Source organism: Vibrio phycocola (assembly GCF_054404255.1).
The window spans coordinates 60,447-77,583 of record NZ_JBTAMQ010000012.1 but is presented as its reverse complement, the minus strand read 5'-3'; the positions used below and the strand labels follow the sequence as shown (position 1 = coordinate 77,583).

The 17,137-nt window shown below is 40.9% G+C and carries 15 protein-coding genes; 9 read left to right on the top strand and 6 right to left on the bottom strand.

Annotation, left to right across the window (positions count from 1 at the left end):
* Positions 1-263 precede the first annotated feature (263 nt).
* The 5 genes from ACXJY6_RS15350 to ACXJY6_RS15330 all read left to right on the top strand — a co-directional run bounded on the left by ACXJY6_RS15350 (position 264) and on the right by ACXJY6_RS15330 (position 4,550).
* Complete coding sequence (locus ACXJY6_RS15350; protein WP_456050535.1) at positions 264-1,604, top strand: DEAD/DEAH box helicase; 1,341 nt, start codon at positions 264-266, stop codon at positions 1,602-1,604.
* Positions 1,605-1,742: 138 nt separating this feature from the next.
* On the top strand, positions 1,743-2,042 hold the full coding sequence (locus tag ACXJY6_RS15345; protein ID WP_456050074.1) for an isoamylase early set domain-containing protein: 300 nt from the start codon (positions 1,743-1,745) through the stop codon (positions 2,040-2,042).
* A gap of 137 nt (positions 2,043-2,179) precedes the next feature.
* Positions 2,180-3,505 (top strand): peptidoglycan DD-metalloendopeptidase family protein, encoded by a 1,326-nt coding sequence (locus tag ACXJY6_RS15340; RefSeq protein WP_458768862.1) that lies wholly within the window; start codon positions 2,180-2,182, stop codon positions 3,503-3,505.
* A gap of 47 nt (positions 3,506-3,552) precedes the next feature.
* Positions 3,553-3,903 (top strand): hypothetical protein, encoded by a 351-nt coding sequence (locus ACXJY6_RS15335; RefSeq protein WP_456050076.1) that lies wholly within the window; start codon positions 3,553-3,555, stop codon positions 3,901-3,903.
* A gap of 20 nt (positions 3,904-3,923) precedes the next feature.
* Positions 3,924-4,550 carry a fumarylacetoacetate hydrolase family protein gene (locus ACXJY6_RS15330; protein WP_458768861.1) on the top strand — a complete coding sequence of 209 codons (627 nt, stop codon included), beginning with the start codon at positions 3,924-3,926 and terminating at the stop codon, positions 4,548-4,550.
* A 6-nt stretch (positions 4,551-4,556) separates the two neighbouring features.
* On the opposite strand, the gene ACXJY6_RS15325 is transcribed toward ACXJY6_RS15330, so the two are convergent.
* Positions 4,557-6,266, bottom strand: a complete 1,710-nt coding sequence (locus ACXJY6_RS15325; protein WP_458768860.1) for a phospho-sugar mutase — start codon at positions 6,264-6,266, stop codon at positions 4,557-4,559.
* 305 nt (positions 6,267-6,571) lie between these two features.
* Between ACXJY6_RS15325 and aroG the strand changes: the two genes are divergently transcribed.
* Positions 6,572-7,630, top strand: coding sequence for a 3-deoxy-7-phosphoheptulonate synthase AroG (gene aroG, locus ACXJY6_RS15320; protein ID WP_458768859.1), 1,059 nt, complete (start codon positions 6,572-6,574; stop codon positions 7,628-7,630).
* Positions 7,631-7,711: 81 nt separating this feature from the next.
* Here aroG and ACXJY6_RS15315 read toward each other — a convergent pair whose 3' ends face one another.
* Positions 7,712-9,022 (bottom strand): MATE family efflux transporter, encoded by a 1,311-nt coding sequence (locus tag ACXJY6_RS15315; protein WP_458768858.1) that lies wholly within the window; start codon positions 9,020-9,022, stop codon positions 7,712-7,714.
* 230 nt (positions 9,023-9,252) lie between these two features.
* Here ACXJY6_RS15315 and ACXJY6_RS15310 point away from each other — a divergent pair, with 230 nt between their 5' ends.
* A complete protein-coding gene (locus ACXJY6_RS15310) occupies positions 9,253-11,613 on the top strand; it encodes a Lon protease family protein (protein WP_458768857.1) in 2,361 nt (786 codons plus the stop codon).
* Positions 11,614-11,737: 124 nt separating this feature from the next.
* On the opposite strand, the gene ACXJY6_RS15305 is transcribed toward ACXJY6_RS15310, so the two are convergent.
* On the bottom strand, positions 11,738-12,124 hold the full coding sequence (locus ACXJY6_RS15305; protein ID WP_456050082.1) for a DUF2850 domain-containing protein: 387 nt from the start codon (positions 12,122-12,124) through the stop codon (positions 11,738-11,740).
* Between the two features lie 222 nt (positions 12,125-12,346).
* Between ACXJY6_RS15305 and ppnP the strand changes: the two genes are divergently transcribed.
* Positions 12,347-12,628, top strand: a complete 282-nt coding sequence (gene ppnP, locus ACXJY6_RS15300) for a pyrimidine/purine nucleoside phosphorylase (RefSeq protein ID WP_456050083.1) — start codon at positions 12,347-12,349, stop codon at positions 12,626-12,628.
* Between the two features lie 86 nt (positions 12,629-12,714).
* Here ppnP and ACXJY6_RS15295 read toward each other — a convergent pair whose 3' ends face one another.
* Positions 12,715-14,229 (bottom strand): DUF3612 domain-containing protein, encoded by a 1,515-nt coding sequence (locus ACXJY6_RS15295; protein WP_458768856.1) that lies wholly within the window; start codon positions 14,227-14,229, stop codon positions 12,715-12,717.
* A 155-nt stretch (positions 14,230-14,384) separates the two neighbouring features.
* On the opposite strand from ACXJY6_RS15295, the gene ACXJY6_RS15290 reads away from it, so the two are divergent.
* Positions 14,385-14,963 (top strand): aldolase/citrate lyase/malate synthase family protein, encoded by a 579-nt coding sequence (locus ACXJY6_RS15290; RefSeq protein WP_458768855.1) that lies wholly within the window; start codon positions 14,385-14,387, stop codon positions 14,961-14,963.
* Here the strand turns inward: ACXJY6_RS15290 and ACXJY6_RS15285 are convergent.
* Together ACXJY6_RS15285 and ACXJY6_RS15280 are read right to left on the bottom strand one after the other, a co-directional pair.
* A complete protein-coding gene (locus tag ACXJY6_RS15285; protein ID WP_458768854.1) occupies positions 14,960-15,982 on the bottom strand; it encodes a GGDEF domain-containing protein in 1,023 nt (340 codons plus the stop codon). The genes ACXJY6_RS15290 and ACXJY6_RS15285 overlap by 4 nt on opposite strands.
* 160 nt (positions 15,983-16,142) lie before the next feature.
* The gene (locus ACXJY6_RS15280; RefSeq protein ID WP_458768853.1) at positions 16,143-17,066 is read right to left on the bottom strand and encodes a chemotaxis protein; all 924 of its coding nucleotides are present in this window, start codon (positions 17,064-17,066) and stop codon (positions 16,143-16,145) included.
* Between the last annotated feature and the right edge of the window lie 71 nt (positions 17,067-17,137).

Genomic DNA, 17,137 nt, shown 5'->3' with positions numbered 1-17,137 from the left:
TAAATGTTGCACATATTCTTTGAAAGCAACACATGAGCAACTTTATCTAGTTGCACATTGTATCACCATTATTATGAATAAGAAGTCATCAAAAAACAAATATTATGAAAAACCAGGTTCTATATATGACTTTAAGTCAAATAATGACCGTTCTGTTCATGACTTAAAGCTCTTTCTATATCCATTCATTCACGCTTTTTCTATTCAACCCCTACCTGTTTACGTTATTATGTCGCGTTGTTTATTGAATATAATTGCTAACGTTGGAGTATCCTTTGCAGTTTAAAGAGTTAGGTCTAGATAACCGTTTACTGAAGAATTTGAATCACCTCGCATTTAAGCAGGTGACGGAGATTCAACAGCTTTCGATTCCTGTTGCTATGGTGGGAAAAGATATTTTGGCGTCCTCTAAAACGGGATCTGGCAAAACGTTAGCATTTGTATTACCCATGCTACATAAAGCACTGAAAACCAAAGCGCTTTCAGCTCGAGATCCCCGAGCAGTTATTCTTGCCCCAACTCGTGAATTAGCAAAACAAGTGTATGGTGAGCTTCGAACCATGATGGGGGGGCTAACTTATACCGCCTCATTGATTGTTGGTGGAGAGAATTTCAATGATCAAGTGAATGCTTTACGACGTTTCCCTCGCTTTATTGTCGCAACTCCAGGAAGACTCGCCGATCATTTAGAACATCGCTCTCTATTTTTGGATGGCGTTGAAACATTAATTTTGGATGAAGCGGACCGAATGTTGGATCTGGGCTTTGAAAAAGAATTAATGAAAATCCATCGTGCAGCGAAACATCGCCGCCGTCAAACACTGATGTTCTCAGCAACCATTGGACATACTTCGGTAAACCATATTGCGAATCAAATGTTGAACGATCCCAAAAGTATTTCAGTGGGCTCAGAAAACGAGCAACATAAAGACATCACACAACAGTTTTTTCTTTGTGATCACTTGGACCATAAAGAAGCCATCTTGGATAAATTGTTGGAACAAGAAGAATACCGTCAACTTATTGTGTTTACGGCCACTCGAAGTGATACCGAACGTTTAACTGAAAAACTAAACGAAAAGAATTTAAAAGCGGTAGCATTGAGTGGAGAGTTGATTCAAACCAAACGTAACACAATCATGAGTCAGTTTGAGCGTGGAGTATTCAAGATTCTGGTGACGACAGATATTGCTTCTCGTGGCTTAGACATCTTAAATGTCACTCATGTTATTAACTTTGATATGCCAAAGCACACTGAAGAGTATGTCCATAGAGTTGGGCGTACCGGACGCGCTGGAAATCATGGTGATGCTATGTCGCTTGTCGGGCCTAAAGATTGGAATAGTTTTAAGAATATTGAAGCTTATTTACAACAAACGATTGTTTTTTCTGAATTGGAAGGTCTTAAAGGCAAATTTAAAGGACTGAAGCCACCTTCAGCGGTACGAAAAAATACTAAGCCTACGAATAAAGCAAAACATTCTTCGACTACGAAGAAGAAACGATCAACAAAACAAACCGATAAGAGTTTCTACAAAAATGTGCCAGTGGGTGACTCGGTGTTTATTCCTAAGAAGAAAAAACCTGAGCCTAACGAAGAGTAAGTTATCATTTATCCTCATGAAGTTAGGTTTGATACAAATAAATATCAGTTTTTTGTTCAAAATGAGAGTTGTGTATGTGTGTCATATTGCTTATGATGATTTCTAGTTGATGAATGTTGCAGCACAAGGGAGCGGATTATGATTAACAAACGTTTTTTTAAGACCAAGGATGAAGTTGAAGTAACATTTGAATTGGAAGTGCAGGATGCGGCTTCAAAGGTTTCAATTGTCGCCGACTTTTTAGAGTGGAAACCTGAGCCGATGAAGAAAATGGCCAAGCGTCCAGTATATAAATTTAAAGTTCGCCTGCCAAAAAATGGTGAGTTTCAATTCCGCTATTTATTAGATGATCAGCAATGGATGAACGATCCAAATGCGGATAACTATATTTCTAATGGCCTAGGTGAAGACAATAGCTTAGTGACGACATATGCGTAGCTAAAGAGTCACATTTAGATATGCAAAAAGGCACTTACTCAAGTGCCTTTTTACGTTTATTTACATGGTGATAGATGACTTTTTTAACATTAAGAACTATGATTTAGTGTAATTTTATTTAAATAGGAGTTAGAACAGTGGCTAAAGCGATTTCAGCACGCTTTTCTGTTCTCACAAAAGTTCAAAAAGTAGCATTATTTGGTTTACCAATATTAGCTGCTGTCGCGATACATAGCCCTATCGCAACCGACTCATCTGCACGTAAAGAGCTTGTTCTCTCTCTCTCAGAAAATCAAATCGTACAGAATGTTATTGACGAAAAGTTAGCCCAAGAGGCTGAAGACTTAGCGCCTCCAAGTTTTGAGTATCAAATTCAGAAAGGCGATAGTTTAAGTGAAATATTCAGTCGTCTAGGGTTTAATTACTCTGATTTAATGCAAATCATGGAAGCGGATCTCACCATATTAGCGTTGGATACTTTAAAGCCAGGAGACAATCTGACCTTTTGGAAAGGTGAAGCTGGCGTCGTTCATGAAATGGCGATTCAGCTGAATTTGGCTGACAAGGTAATTTATAGCCGAAACCTTGATGAATCCTATACTGCAAATAGTATTTCACTTCCAGGAACATGGGACACCAACGCTCGAGCAGGCGAAATCTATGGCTCTTTTTCTCAATCTGCGAACCGAGTTGGAATTAATAGCATAGAAGTTGAACGAATTGTGTCTTTATTTAAGGATAAGCTCAATTTCAGCCGTGATATTCACAAGGGCGATCGCTTTGAAATTGTTCAGTCCAAACAATATATTGATGGCGTACGTTCCGGGAAGTCTGAACTTAAGGCGATAAAAATTATCACACGCGGTCAAGAGGTTGGTGCGTATTTGCATAGCGATGGCCAGTATTATGATAAGGATGGCCAAAGTTTACAAAAAGCGTTTCAGCGATACCCAATGAGTAAACGTTGGCGCATCACTTCTGGTTTTAATCCGAAACGGCGTCATCCAGTGACTGGTCGTGTTTCTCCACATAATGGCACCGATTTCGGTACCCCCGTTGGTATTCCGATTGTTTCTATTGGTGATGGGCGAGTTGAAGCGGTACGTAAACATCCGTATGCAGGCAACTACGTCGTGATTAAGCACGACAATACATACACCACTCGGTATCTTCATTTAAGTCGCATTTATGTATCGAAAGGGCAAAAAATATTTAAGGGCGAAAAAATTGGTTTATCAGGAAAGTCAGGGCGAGTAACAGGTCCTCATTTGCATTTCGAGTTACTTGTTAAAGGTCGTGCAGTGAATGCAATGAAAGCAGATATACCAATGGCAACATCGATTTCAAAAAAAGAGATGCCTGAGTTTGTTGCTCATCGAGATGAGCTAGATCTTCTTATGAATAATCAAGCTCTGGAAGTCGCTGCTAACGAAGGCCCTGTGCCACTACAAGAATATAATTAATCATCAAAAGGCGTGATCATCACGCCTTTTTTATTATTAGGTATACTATGAATCAACAAGCATTCTCAGCTTTAATCAAAGATGCAAATCAAATGAAAAGCTTACCTTTGGTTTTGGCGTATTTACAGCAAGTCGATGAGTTAGACATTGTCGAAGTCGCCAACTCGTTAGCTGGACAGTTTTCAATCGCCGATGTGGATGGTGAAAAACGTATTTATCATGTTACGACTGAACTCAATGATGAAGGTGTCGAGACTGAGTATGTAGAGCACGTAATGAATGAAGATGATGATTCTATCGTCTTTATATCTTGGTTTTTTGAGTCCTACTTCGATATGAAACGAAAAGACATCTATTCCGCAGCAGGGCGAACGTATCAGCAACCTAAACGACACTAAATAATAGGATTAATGGCAACATGGATGTGAAATTAAAAAGTGTTCAACTCGATGGAACGACCTATCAGCCGAACAAAGTAGTGTGTGTTGGGCGTAACTATATGGAACATATTCGAGAGTTGAACAATGCTGTTCCCGAAAGTATGGTGCTGTTTCACAAAACAAATAGTGCTATTACTCATAAGCTGCATTCATTTCATCAAGAGCAACTTCACTACGAAACTGAGATCTGTTTCTTGGTTAAGAACGGCGCCTATTGCGGAGTCGGTATTGGTTTAGATTTGACCAAGAGAAAGTTGCAATCGTCGTTAAAAGATAAGGGGTTACCTTGGGAACGCGCGAAAGCATTTGATAACTCTGCGGTACTAAGTCGCTTTGTTTCACTCGATAGTATTGATATTGCATCGCTGAATTTAGAGTTACTTATCAATTGTGTGCGAGTGCAGTGTGGTTCGATCGATCAGATGATTTATTCTCCGAATGCCATATTGGACGAAATTCAAAGCTATACCAGCTTATATGACGGTGATGTAGTGATGACAGGAACGCCTCAAGGGGTTGGTGTGGTTCAATCGGGCGATATATTCCTTGCACGTTTAAAATCAGGCGACCGCACTCTACTTGAAATTGAGTGGGTCGCACAATAAATTCAGTTAATTCAACAGTGCTTGTATCGAGGCTTGATGTTGATCGATTAACGACGCTAACTGAGTTTGGGCTTGCTGTTCTTCAATCCAGAAATCGTTTTCTGTGTTGTAGCTTGTGATCTGTTCGTAATAGCATTTGAGTTTTGGCTCAGTACCAGAAGGGCGGACAATGATACGAGTTTGATCTTCTAATACATACACCAATACATCACTTTGGGGTAGGTCGATAGTACTCGTAGTGCCATCTTGGTATGTCACTTGGCTGGTCTTGTAATCCAGTATCGCGGTGACGTTTTGCTGTGCAATGGTACTTGGTGGTTGTTGGCGTAATCGTTCTCCAACCGAAGGTGAGCCTGCTGCAAGACGGAGGCTTTTTTGTACGGTCGTATGCAAGCCGTGTTGTTGATAGAGTGCAGCAAGTTGATCCCAGATCGTCATATTTTGTGACTTTAGCTTATCGATCAGCTCGATAAATATCACTAACGCGCTTAATCCATCTTTATCCCACACTTTTTCTCCTGCGGCGTACCCTAGCGCTTCTTCATAAGCAAACAGGAATGGTTTGGAATCGCTGCGTTTACTCATTGCGATATTTGCCAACCATTTAAAACCGGTTAGCGTTTGATAGTAACTCGCGCCATAACTCGTCGCGACTTTTTCGAGCAGGCGAGATGAAACGATTGTGTTACCGACCCAAACATTAGCTTGGCTTTTCGAGAGCAGATGATTTGCTAATAATACACCGACCTGATCACCGGTGAGCATTTTAAAGTCATTCGTCGGCGTTCTTACAGCTATGGCGAAGCGATCAGCATCTGGGTCATTGGCGATGGCAAATTCGGCATCAATTTGGTTGGCCAACTCGATGACGAGATCCATAGCTCCCGGCTCTTCTGGGTTCGGGAAGTTCACTGTCGGAAAATGACCATCGGGCTCGCGCTGACTCGCAACAGTATGAAGCTCACATAACCCTTGGTCTTGAATGAGCTGTTCAGCGATATCCGCGCCTACACCATGCATTGGGGTATAAGCGGCTTTAAATGCAGTGGTTCGGTTTTTGGGGGATGAATCACTTAAGACCATCACTTGATAATCTGTGAAGAATTGCTCATCGAGCCAGACTAATTGTTCGTTACTTTCCGCTTGGGCTAAATCTGAGAGTGGTATAGGGGCAACAGACGCTAAATCAATTGCTTTTGCGATTCCACTATCATGAGGTGAGATGATTTGAGCACCATTGTCCCAATAAACTTTAAATCCATTATCTTGTGGCGGATTATGGCTTGCAGTTACAACGACGCCTGCGGCCGTATTAAGATGAGTGATACCAAAAGCGATGGTTGGTGTCGGAGATACTTTGTGACTTAGGTATACTTTAATCCCTAATGCGAGCATGACTGATGCGGTGTCATAAGCGAATTGCTTTGACAATAAACGTCCGTCATATCCGATAATAATGCCTTGTTCAGCCGCATTTGGTGTTGATTCGAGTAAATATGTTCCAAGTCCCAGAGCGGTTTCTTGGATGACTAAACGGTTCATTCTATTTGGTCCCGCACCTACTTCACCACGGAGCCCTGCGGTACCAAACTGGAGACGACTCGAAAAACGTTGTTCTATTTCAGACCAACGTTCTTGATTGATCAGAGACTTCAGTTCCTCTCGAGTGGTGTTATCCGGATCGCGTTCTAACCATTTCTCTACTTGAGTATTCATGCTGTGCTTTAGGCCATATATAGGAATAATGTATAGATACTAACGGTAATATTTCAGTCTGATCAAATGTTAAATAGCAATATGGTGACTTTTATGTGACGCAAACGTTTAGCTAGGGTGTAAAATTTTTTGTACATTTCAATTGGCATGTAAAAATAGCCATACTATTGCCTTTTATTTAAAAAAATGATTGAAAAAATTAGATGTTATCGTTACCTTAGCCACATCATGGTTATGGGCATCGTTTTTTGTTCATACTGGAAGTTCAAGATAAAGCAATTGAGTTGTAGAGGAAGAATCCACAAATGTTTAAAAATGATGATGTAAGAATTAAACGTATAAAAGAGCTATTACCACCAGTTGCTATCTTAGAGAGATTTGCTGCTACAGAAGTATCAGCGTCAACGGTATATAACGCACGTGAAGCAATTCATAACATTTTGACTGATAAAGATGACCGTTTGCTTGTCGTTATTGGCCCATGTTCTATTCACGATCCAGAAGCAGCGATTGAATATGGTAAACGTCTAAAAGTATTGCGTGAAGAATTAAGCGATGATTTAGAAATCGTGATGCGTGTTTATTTTGAAAAACCTCGTACTACAGTGGGCTGGAAAGGATTAATTAACGACCCTTACCTAAACGATACGTATAAAATCAATGATGGTTTACGTATTGGCCGTAAGCTCCTATTAGATCTAACGGATATGGGGATGCCGACTGCGAGTGAATTCCTAGATATGATCACCCCACAATATGTGGCCGATCTTATCAGTTGGGGTGCCATTGGAGCTCGTACCACGGAATCTCAAGTTCACCGCGAACTCTCTTCAGGCCTTTCTTGCCCAGTAGGATTTAAAAACGGCACTGATGGCAATATTCGCATTGCAACGGATGCTATTCGTTCAGCAAGCGCGTCTCACCATTTCTTATCGGTAACAAAGTTTGGTCACTCAGCGATTGTAGAAACAGCAGGTAACCCTGATTGCCATATTATTTTACGTGGTGGTAAAGAGCCAAACTACAGCGCGAAGCATGTTACAGAAGTAAAAGAGCAACTTGAAGGCATTGGTTTACCTAAGAAAGTGATGATCGACTTTAGTCATGCCAATAGTTCAAAGCAGTACGAGCGCCAAATGGTAGTGGCACAAGATTGTGCTGATCAACTTGCTGCTGGCGAAGATGCTATTTTTGGTGTGATGATCGAGTCTCACTTAGTCGAAGGGCGTCAAGATTTATGTGATGGTGTGGCGGCTACTTATGGCCAGTCAATCACGGATGCTTGTATCGGTTGGGATGATACTGAAAAAGTACTAAGAACCTTAGCTGATGGTGTAATTGCTCGTCGCGCGACGAAAGCATAATTCTTTAGCAAATCGATATCATTAGATTATCAGTACATTAAAACCCTCGACGTTCGAGGGTTTTTTTCGTTTGATAACTCTCTATTTTTGTATGCTCTGCATGGCTCGTTGGTAGATAGACCAGGCAACAATTCCCGCTAAAACATTGCCCATAAATGCCCCATAGAATAGCCCCTGAATGCCATAGAGTTGTGCTCCTACCCATAAACATGGGAGGAAAAAGACAAATAAACGCAGTGCTGAAACAGTTAGAGCTGTATACGGTCGACCAATCGCATTGCACGTTGAAACAAGTAGGATACAAATCCCGAGAAAGCCGAGGCTAAAGGGAACTAACGTTAGGTGCCAAGTCAATATCGATTGAACTTTGATATCACTCGTCATTAAGGCTGTCATTGGTGAAATCATGGCAAGAGTGATCAATGCAAGCGCGGTTTGATAGATCAGAATCGATTTTGCTGCGATGGCGACGAGTTGACGTATTTCACCAATGTTGCCTTCACCTAGTCGCCTTCCTATCATTGGTGGCATTGACATTGTTAAAGCTAACACTGGCACAATAGCAAAAAATTCAAAGCGAATAGCAACAGCCCACGCGGCAACCGCAGCAGCTCCAAAGCTGGCGAGTAGTTTTGTCGCTAACACCGCAGATAGAGGAGGAAAGAGCTGGCTAATCATGGCGGGTCCCATAATATGGAATATAGAACTGAGGCTACGACGTAAATTTAACCCCTTCCAGTCAAAAACCATCCAGCGGTTGGTGACCACTCTGGGAGCGACGATTACAATTCCGAGCCCGAATGAGATAATTGTCGCCCATGCCGCACCTTGAATTCCCAAGTCAAAATAGAATATAAAAATGGGGTCTAAGGCAATGTTTAGAACACTAGTCACAACCATCATGCTACCTGGAAGTACAGTATTTCCGTTGGAGCGACAGACACTGTATAAGAAATATAAAATCGACCCTAACCAAGCTCCCGCTAACCAAATGATCCAATAACTGTCGATTATCGCGTAGAGATTTTGTGGTGCATCGAGCATCGAAAGCAGGATATTTCTGAATAAATAAATGAGCAATGCGATAACACCGATGCTGAATGTTCCCAAAGTTAGTATTAGAGCTCCAAGCTGCTGCGCATACTGGTTTTTTTTCTCACCAATGGCTTTGGATATGACAGATGTGGTTGCAATACCTAGCCCTACCTGAATACCAATAATGATCATTTGCATAGGCATGGTGAAGCCTTGAGCAGCAAGTGGTAAAACACCAAGTTGGCCGATAAATGCACTGTCGACTAATTGAAAGCTCATTAAAGACAGTACGCCAAATACCATTGGCCAAGTTGTGTGTACGAGTTGACGTGAAAGAGAAGTAGTTTGTGACTGCATGGGTTGCCAAATTAGGTGATCGAGTTCGAAAGTGAGCTGCGAATAGAACTATAGCATATTCGCGAACCGAATCGATTTCGCTATTTTGGCTTAGTTAAGTAGAGAAACTATTCCCTATTGGCTATTTTTTGTTCACTCAGTAGCCATTCGGCGCGAAATCACTAAAATTTCAACAAATTACATTTACACTGATAATATAAATTGAGATTGGTTCTCTGGAGAGGTGGATTATGACGAGTAAACGATTAGAAGCAGAACAGTTGTATCGCAGTATGCCGTTTGAACAGTTAGCTTATAAATCGACAAAGGAATTACCACCAATTGATGAGATCGTTGGACAAGAACGTGCTCAAAAAGCGGTTGAGTTTGCGATGTCTATCAAGGAGAAAGGATACAATATATATGCAATTGGGCGTAATGGTTTGGGTAAGCGAACCATGGTATTACGTTATTTAAATAGGCATAAACATGATCCAAACGATCTGTTTGATTGGTGTTATGTATCTAACTTTGAAGATATCCGAACGCCCAAGGTACTAAGGCTGCCGCCAGGAGTCGGGAAGTGCCTTCGTGATGATATCGAAGCATTAATGACGAAGTTGGTGACTGCTATACCTTTGGCATTTGATAATGAACTGTATATTACTCGAGCCGATAAGCTAAAAAATGATCTTGCGGTTAAACAACAAACCGCTCTTGAGTCTATCAGTAAAAAAGCGGAAGAGCGTGGTGTCAGTTTGGCGATGACGCCACAAGGTGATTATCAGTTTATCGCGTTAAATGGTGAAGAGCCTCATACCGAAGAAACATTCAATGCGTTATCAGAGAAAGAGCAAGATAGGCTAGGTGATACCATTGACGAGCTTGAGGTTGTGTTACGAACCATGGTTCGAGATCTTACCGAGTTGGACGATACATTTAGTGAGAAAATTACAAAGCTAAATGAAAATGTCACTCTCGATGTCATTAACCATATTATTAAGCGTCTTAAAAAACAGTATTCCGAATATTCCGAAGTTAAGACCTACCTTGGAGATTTGAAGAAAGATCTTCTTCAGAATTACGATTTATTTCTAGATGATGTCAATGAACAAGGCGAGCTTGCGACCGCGTCTATGGATAAAAAATTGCCGCGTCGTTATAAAATTAATGTGCTTATCAATCACAAAAAAGGCGAGTTTCCAATTGTCGTTGAGGACAACCCGAATTATCACACCTTATTCGGTAGCATTGAGACGGCAACATACAAAGGCACCGTATTTACCGATCTCTCTCTGATACGCCCAGGAAGTCTGCACAAAGCCAATGGTGGCGTCCTGCTAATTGACGCGGTAAAAGTATTGGAGCGCCCTTATGTATGGGACGGATTAAAAAGAACGCTACGTTCCCGTCAAATTAGCTTAACGTCTCTAGAGAAAGAAGTAACGCTATCTGGCGCTGTTTCTCTCGATCCTGAACCGATTCCATTGGATGTAAAAATAATTCTTTTTGGTGACTATCATACCTATCAATTACTCACTAATTACGATCCTGAGTTTAGTGAGCTGTTTAGGGTAACGGCGGATTTTGAAGATGAGATGCCTCGCCATGAAGAGTCTGAACTTCAATATGCGCGTTTTATTTCCAGTTTTGTCCATGATAACAGTTTGTTGCATTGTGATCGCAAAGCCATCGCTCGCATCGTCGAACACAGTTCTCGTTTAGCCGGTGATCAAAATAAGTTGTCTCTTCATTCGGCAAACATCGCTAATTTATTACGTGAATCAAACTATGTCGCGCGCCAAGCAAATTCGACAATGATTCGTCTTGGTCATATTGACGAAGCGCTGCATAACCAAGAGTTGCGCGTGAATCGTATGCAACACAACGTGATGGAATCATTTATCAACGGGACGACATTGATCGAAACTGATGGCAGTGCTGTTGGTCAAGTCAATGCATTGTCTGTGCTGCAAACGACTGATCATGCTTTTGGTATTCCAAATCGTATAACGGCGTCAACGTCATATGGCGATGGTGATATTATTGATATTGAGCGCAGCGTCGAATTGGGAGGCAGTATTCACTCTAAAGGCGTTATGATTCTTTCCGCTTATCTCAATTCGGTATTTGGTAAAACCGCGAGAGTGCCGCTGAATACAACGATTACCTTTGAACAATCCTATGGTGGAGTGGATGGGGATAGCGCGAGCATGGCGGAGTTCTGTGCGATTGTGTCGGCGTTTTCCAAACAACCGAATCGGCAAGATATTGCGATAACCGGATCAATGAATCAATTTGGTGAAGCGCAACCGATAGGTGGTGTAAATGAGAAAATTGAAGGCTTCTTTGATGTATGTGTGATCAAGGGGCGTCATTCTGCGCAGGGGGTCATCATTCCTCGTTCAAATAGTCACAACTTAATGTTACGTGATGACATCGTAAAAGCAGTACATAAGAATGAGTTTCACATTTGGGCAATCGATCATGTCACGGAGGCGATTGAACTGTTTACTGGCAAGGTCGCTGGCCAGTCGAATGGTGATGGAAGCTACCCCGTGGATTCGGTATACGGAACGGCGCAAGCTAAATTAAACTCCCTACGTAAATAACCTGTGATTTTAAACGTAAATAAACGGCATCCATTTGGGTGCCGTTTATTTATGTTCAGATAGAGAAATAGCAAATAAGTAATTGATATAGAAATTAATTATCTGCGTACTCTTATTTAGACGCTTACATACCTATTTTATTGGGTTTGTAATCATTTAAGCTATCTTCATAGCCCATTTTTATTAACCTTTGAGTTGGTTGCGGTGGGGATTTTCGCTCAAGCTGAGGTGAAATAGTTGACCCATTCCATTCATAGTGAAACAGTCCTTCGCCGGTTTCAAAATATATATTTGAGCCGTCAAACTTGAACTTGGACGCGACTAAATGATCGTTACGTAGAACTCGTGATGATGAAAATGTCAGAATTTCCTGGCGATTCTTAGGGACTTGCACCTCAACCCAACGTCCATATATGATTGATGGATCAGCTGGAGTATGCAAAGTTTTATATAAAATCACGCCGCTTATTGAAAGCATCACCAAGCCTAATAGCATTAATAGTTTTTTCAATCGATTTACCACTTATTTATCGAGGATCTATATTAGTTCAGCAGACAATCTTCAAGTCGGCAAGTAATTGGTGAAATAAACGATTATATGTCTATCGTTTTCGTTGAGCGTATTATTCTCAATATATTATGGCGTGGCTATTGTGAATCAAAGGTGAATGAGTTAAAACATGCTGCCAAAATAAGCGTGTGAATAGCGGTTATGCTAACAAGGATGAGAAAAATGATTAAAGAAAATGTGTATTTTGAAGGTAATGTGAAGTCACTGGCTTTTGAACAGAATGGCGCGACGTCATCTGTCGGGGTTATGGATAAGGGGGAGTATACGTTTGGTACAGCCGCACCAGAGCGTATGTCTGTCATTTCGGGAGCATTAACAATTAAACGTGTTGGTGATAGCGAGTGGACGACATTTTCTTCAGGTGAGAGCTTTGACGTGATTGGTGATTCATCATTTGATCTTAAGGTCGAGATCCCAACAGCGTATCTATGCGAGTATTTATAAACGCCTTTTTATGGGTTTTTATAGCAGATCGGTTTAGGCGAAGAAAAAAGAGAGGCTATATCCATTGGATAGCCTCTTTTTTAAACTTATTTATCTTGTTCGTAACAACTCGGTTGGCGAGGACATACGTTTCCTCGGGAACAAATTAAACGAGCTTGATTGACCAAGCCTCGTTCTATCCAATTGATATTTAAAATTTTCCCGACAGTGACTAAGTCTTTCTGAATGGAAGATGGAACGGTTGTTGATCCGCCATTAAGCGCACAGGATTGTTTTAACTGTTCTGCAACCGAAGATGAATCCCACCCTTGAGCATCGATGGCTGGATTGAGATCAATCCCAGCACATAGCACTCGATTGTTTCCCGCGGCATCAGAAACGTTTAATGACTCGCAGCAGTAGATTCTAGGTTTGCCATCGACTTCTAAAATAGAAATTTGAGCTGAACTTGTTGGTTGTGGTTGAGACAGTTGGCGAAATACAGCCCAATGTTGGCAAGGATCATTTACTGTTCTCATATTTCCCCACGGTAAAGGAATCCCATTGCCACGATAGACGGCTTTTAACTTTCCTTGGCCATAGGCATCAAAATAATGCCAGTGTGGGTATGGAGAGACAGAGGTCATTCTCCGCATGGCAACAGAAGGTGAGACCCCAACTTTTTTGTGAACATTAATATCATAGCTATGACGGTCGAGTAACTGTCTAAAAGGAACTTTGGGGCACAATAAAGCTCCGGCAAAAAAACTCGATTCAAAATCACGCCAAGCTTTCAATATATCTTGAGATTTCAAGTTGTAGGCCGAAGAATTATCTGCGTGTAGCTCATCATGATGACTATGACCAATAGAAAGGGTAGTGTGGAATTCATCGATGTTATGTAAGATCGCATGTCCAATATATACCGCTAAGTCGTATTTTAGTCGCGTAGGGTATTGCAACATAATTTTGTTTACATAGATGCATTTAGGTGGTTCAAAATAGGATGTAACCAACTGCTTTGCAGATACACCAAGCAGGTTAGTTGTTGATTCGGGAGCCTTATCGAACCATTTGATGCTGATCCCCTGACTCTTAGCCATTGCTTGTAGATCTTCGACCGATAAATTTAAGCGTTTGAGTCCTATTTCTTCCGCTGCTCGCTCTAAATCGGGGAAGTGATTTTGTAGGTTTTCCTGGTGGGCTCGAATCAAAAGCTGGGCAAACTGTTTCCCCGTTACGCCGGTTTGTGACAGCATTTCTGGGATGGCTATCTGCAATATGTCATTTGAGAACAGAAAACTCGGCTCTAGGGCAATACCATTAATCCCACCTCGGCTCCCTTTATCCGGAGTGATGTCATTGTTTTCAGGTTCGTCATCTAAAAACCATTTTGGAGACTTTTGAAACACTTGGGCGACGACTTCTAACATCTCAACACTTGGAACTCGTTTTCCACGTTCTATCATCGATAAATAAGAGACCGAAGGTGCATATTCCGCATTGATACGGACGCATCGTGTGGAAAGATCTTCCATCGTGAGATGGTTTCGCTTACGTAGATTGCGAATTTTTGTTCCTAAAAAGTGAGACTGTCTGATTAAGCTTTTAGATATCGCCATTTGTAAAATTCACATTGTAAAATTTTTGTTGTGAAATTGTACATTAAATTCGTGTAGCTTAAATAGTAAGCCAATTCACAAAGCGGTGAGACATCACTTTAAATCATTTGAATTTGTGAATTAGCAAACAATTTTGTCTAAGAGAGGGCGTGCACATGACTATACAACTATCGAATCCAATAACTGAAATGCAGCATAAAAATCAAGCGTTGCACTGTGTGCATGTTGACCAGCAAGGAACTAACATGGACATTGATCAGCAACAACGAGCAAAACGTGTGCTTGACCGCTTATTTCCTCTAAATGATAGAAGTCACTCAGAGGTATGCAGCTACCGTATCGATATGAAGCATATCGTGGCTTGTTTTAAAGATGGTCAACAGACTGGCTTGAAGTACCCTGGTCATTTTGTGGCATATATTGGTGAGCGCGAAAACCCTGATTCACTTTTATTGCGTCAGCGCGATGGTTGCTATGTTGAGATTATGCTAGGTCGTCAAACGGGAAATGGGAAGCTTCAGGACAGCTATTTGGTTGATGTTCAAATGGAGACCCTCTCATACATGATGGTTCATGAGGAAAATACTCCAACGACTTGCCGTGCCCGGTACTGGGTAAGTTTATTGCGCGATGATGTTGATTCTAAGCCTTGTGTTTCGCGTGAAGATCGTGAGTTCATTAGTAAAAACTGCTCGGAATTTACTTTGTACGCGAATGATTTAAATGTTGATTAGAGCATTGGCATGACTCGGTTTCGGCCGAGTTTTTTTGCCTCATACATCAAACTGTCGGCTCGTTCAATAAATGAATCTATAGAGTCATCTGATTGAACCTGAGCAACGCCAAAAGACGCAGTGATTGTGCCTACCATGGTGCCAGACTTACGATCTTTTATTGAAATCTTCTCAAGAGAACGACGAATATTATCGGCAAACTGTCTTGCCATAGACAAAGTCTTGTTAGGGATAATAAGCGCGAACTCTTCCCCACCATATCGATAAGCGGTGATTTGATCACGACATAGTGATGACATTCTATTACCGATTGCTTTTAGTACCGCATCACCAAACTGGTGACCAAATTGGTCGTTGAATGATTTGAAGTGGTCAACATCGAGAATAATGAGGCATATCGGTTTATTTGAGCTCGTTACCATAGCGATGTCGTAATCAAACGACTGACGATTTTTCAAGCCAGTTAAGCTGTCGAGAAGTGATTGATGTTTTACTTGCTCTAATTGATCTTTGAGTTGCTCTATTTCTTTACTTGAATTGGTTAATTTTGACTCAAGGTCTTTAGTTGAATGACTGAGGTCTTGAGTTTCGGATATGACTTTTTTAACTAGCGAAGTGATTTCCTCAACGGAAAACTTACCGTCTTCAATTTGCTCTAAATTTTGACAGCTTTTTTCTAACTGATTCGAGAAAGTAGAAGTTTCATTGATGGTGTCGCTCATGGAATTAGAGAGTTGAAGTAATAATTTTTCGACACTGACCTTTAGGTCGTTAAACTCAGTTTCGTGCTCTTGAGCGATGAATTGTGAATAAAGACTATTATTGACACTCGGAGGACAGTTCCCATATTGCTCAACGGTGAGATCAATCGCTTCATTTAGCTTTGGGTGAGATTCTTCCACATAAGTGTACCAAAGTGCGTAATTTGCAGGGGTTGTTGGTACCTTATACTTCAGCATCAAGGGCACTGTTTTTTTCAAATTTTCTGCTGAACGCTTAAATTCGTCTTGAATACTCATTGAAATCACTCTAGTCACTGTCACTGTTCTAAATTAATTTTATGCCAATTGGATAAATCTATAAATTGCATATAGGTAATCTGGTTCTAATTGTTCTCAATATCAATTTGTTACCCAAACAGGATGGATCAGAAATTGTATAAATAAAGTGTAGTCGCTTTTATTGCTCTTGTTGCAATGTTTTTGTGTTAAGTTTTTCGGCTCCCTTAAGCATGGCATGAACGAGTTCATGAGCATTAAACTTCTCAAGGGCATCTTGTGCGCCTACCTGCTTGGCTCGATCAACACAAATTTCGCTCGAAAGTGAAGTATGGAGGATGGTATAGGCGTTATTGATCATCGCATCATTTTGAACTTCAAATGCTAATTCATATCCATCTAACCCCGGCATTTCTATATCGCTTACTAGAATATCTATACCTTGGCCCATTTGAGATAGCTCTTTCATCTTTTCAAGTGCTTCAAGCCCATTATTGCAAACACAATAAGGAATATTAATGAATTCAAGCGCATCAGAAAGTTGTTTTCTGGCGATGGAAGAGTCGTCTACCAACATAATGTTAAACGGCTTTAATTTTTCTCTGTCGACATCAGATAAGATTGCGCGTTTAGTTGATTCTTCTTGAGGGTAAATTTTAGACAGTAAGAGTTCGACATCGAGTAGCTGAATCAGTTTTTCTTGATAACGTGTGATTCCCGTGACGAAAACATTGTGTCCAGCCGTATCCGGTGAGGGCTCGATTGATCGCCAATCACATTCCACTATTTTTTCAATAGTTCGAACCATAAATGCCACCACTTTGCGCATACAATCAGTGACAATCAAATAACAGTTTTTATATTCACTTGGATCAATACGCCGAAATCCGATCGCTGCAGCCATATCAATAACCGGGATAGTTTTATTTCGCACTGTCACTGTCCCAATTACATGTTGGTGAGAGTACGGTATTTGAGTCATTGGGAGGAAAGAAATGATTTCTCTTATTTTTAATGTTCCCATTGCAAAATGATGCCGTTGACTATTTAGAGTAAACATCAACATTCCTTGAGACTGATGTGTTTTGCTTGTGATTTTGGACATGACTGTGACACCTTAATTGTCTTATTTTTAATACTAATGGATAATCCCCAGTCTTCAAATGATTCTGTATT

What these genes read in the sequence shown, in the direction of transcription:
- ACXJY6_RS15345 (WP_456050074.1), top strand. Translation starts at nt 1,743, where the DNA reads ATGATTAACAAACGTTTTTTTAAGACCAAGGATGAAGTTGAAGTAACA.
- ACXJY6_RS15335 (WP_456050076.1), top strand. Translation starts at nt 3,553, where the DNA reads ATGAATCAACAAGCATTCTCAGCTTTAATCAAAGATGCAAATCAAATG.
- ACXJY6_RS15330 (WP_458768861.1), top strand. Translation starts at nt 3,924, where the DNA reads ATGGATGTGAAATTAAAAAGTGTTCAACTCGATGGAACGACCTATCAG.
- ACXJY6_RS15325 (WP_458768860.1), bottom strand. Translation starts at nt 6,266, where the DNA reads ATGAATACTCAAGTAGAGAAATGGTTAGAACGCGATCCGGATAACACC.
- aroG (WP_458768859.1), top strand. Translation starts at nt 6,572, where the DNA reads ATGTTTAAAAATGATGATGTAAGAATTAAACGTATAAAAGAGCTATTA.
- ACXJY6_RS15315 (WP_458768858.1), bottom strand. Translation starts at nt 9,022, where the DNA reads ATGCAGTCACAAACTACTTCTCTTTCACGTCAACTCGTACACACAACT.
- ACXJY6_RS15310 (WP_458768857.1), top strand. Translation starts at nt 9,253, where the DNA reads ATGACGAGTAAACGATTAGAAGCAGAACAGTTGTATCGCAGTATGCCG.
- ppnP (WP_456050083.1), top strand. Translation starts at nt 12,347, where the DNA reads ATGATTAAAGAAAATGTGTATTTTGAAGGTAATGTGAAGTCACTGGCT.
- ACXJY6_RS15295 (WP_458768856.1), bottom strand. Translation starts at nt 14,229, where the DNA reads ATGGCGATATCTAAAAGCTTAATCAGACAGTCTCACTTTTTAGGAACA.
- ACXJY6_RS15290 (WP_458768855.1), top strand. Translation starts at nt 14,385, where the DNA reads ATGACTATACAACTATCGAATCCAATAACTGAAATGCAGCATAAAAAT.
- ACXJY6_RS15285 (WP_458768854.1), bottom strand. Translation starts at nt 15,982, where the DNA reads ATGAGTATTCAAGACGAATTTAAGCGTTCAGCAGAAAATTTGAAAAAA.
- ACXJY6_RS15280 (WP_458768853.1), bottom strand. Translation starts at nt 17,066, where the DNA reads ATGTCCAAAATCACAAGCAAAACACATCAGTCTCAAGGAATGTTGATG.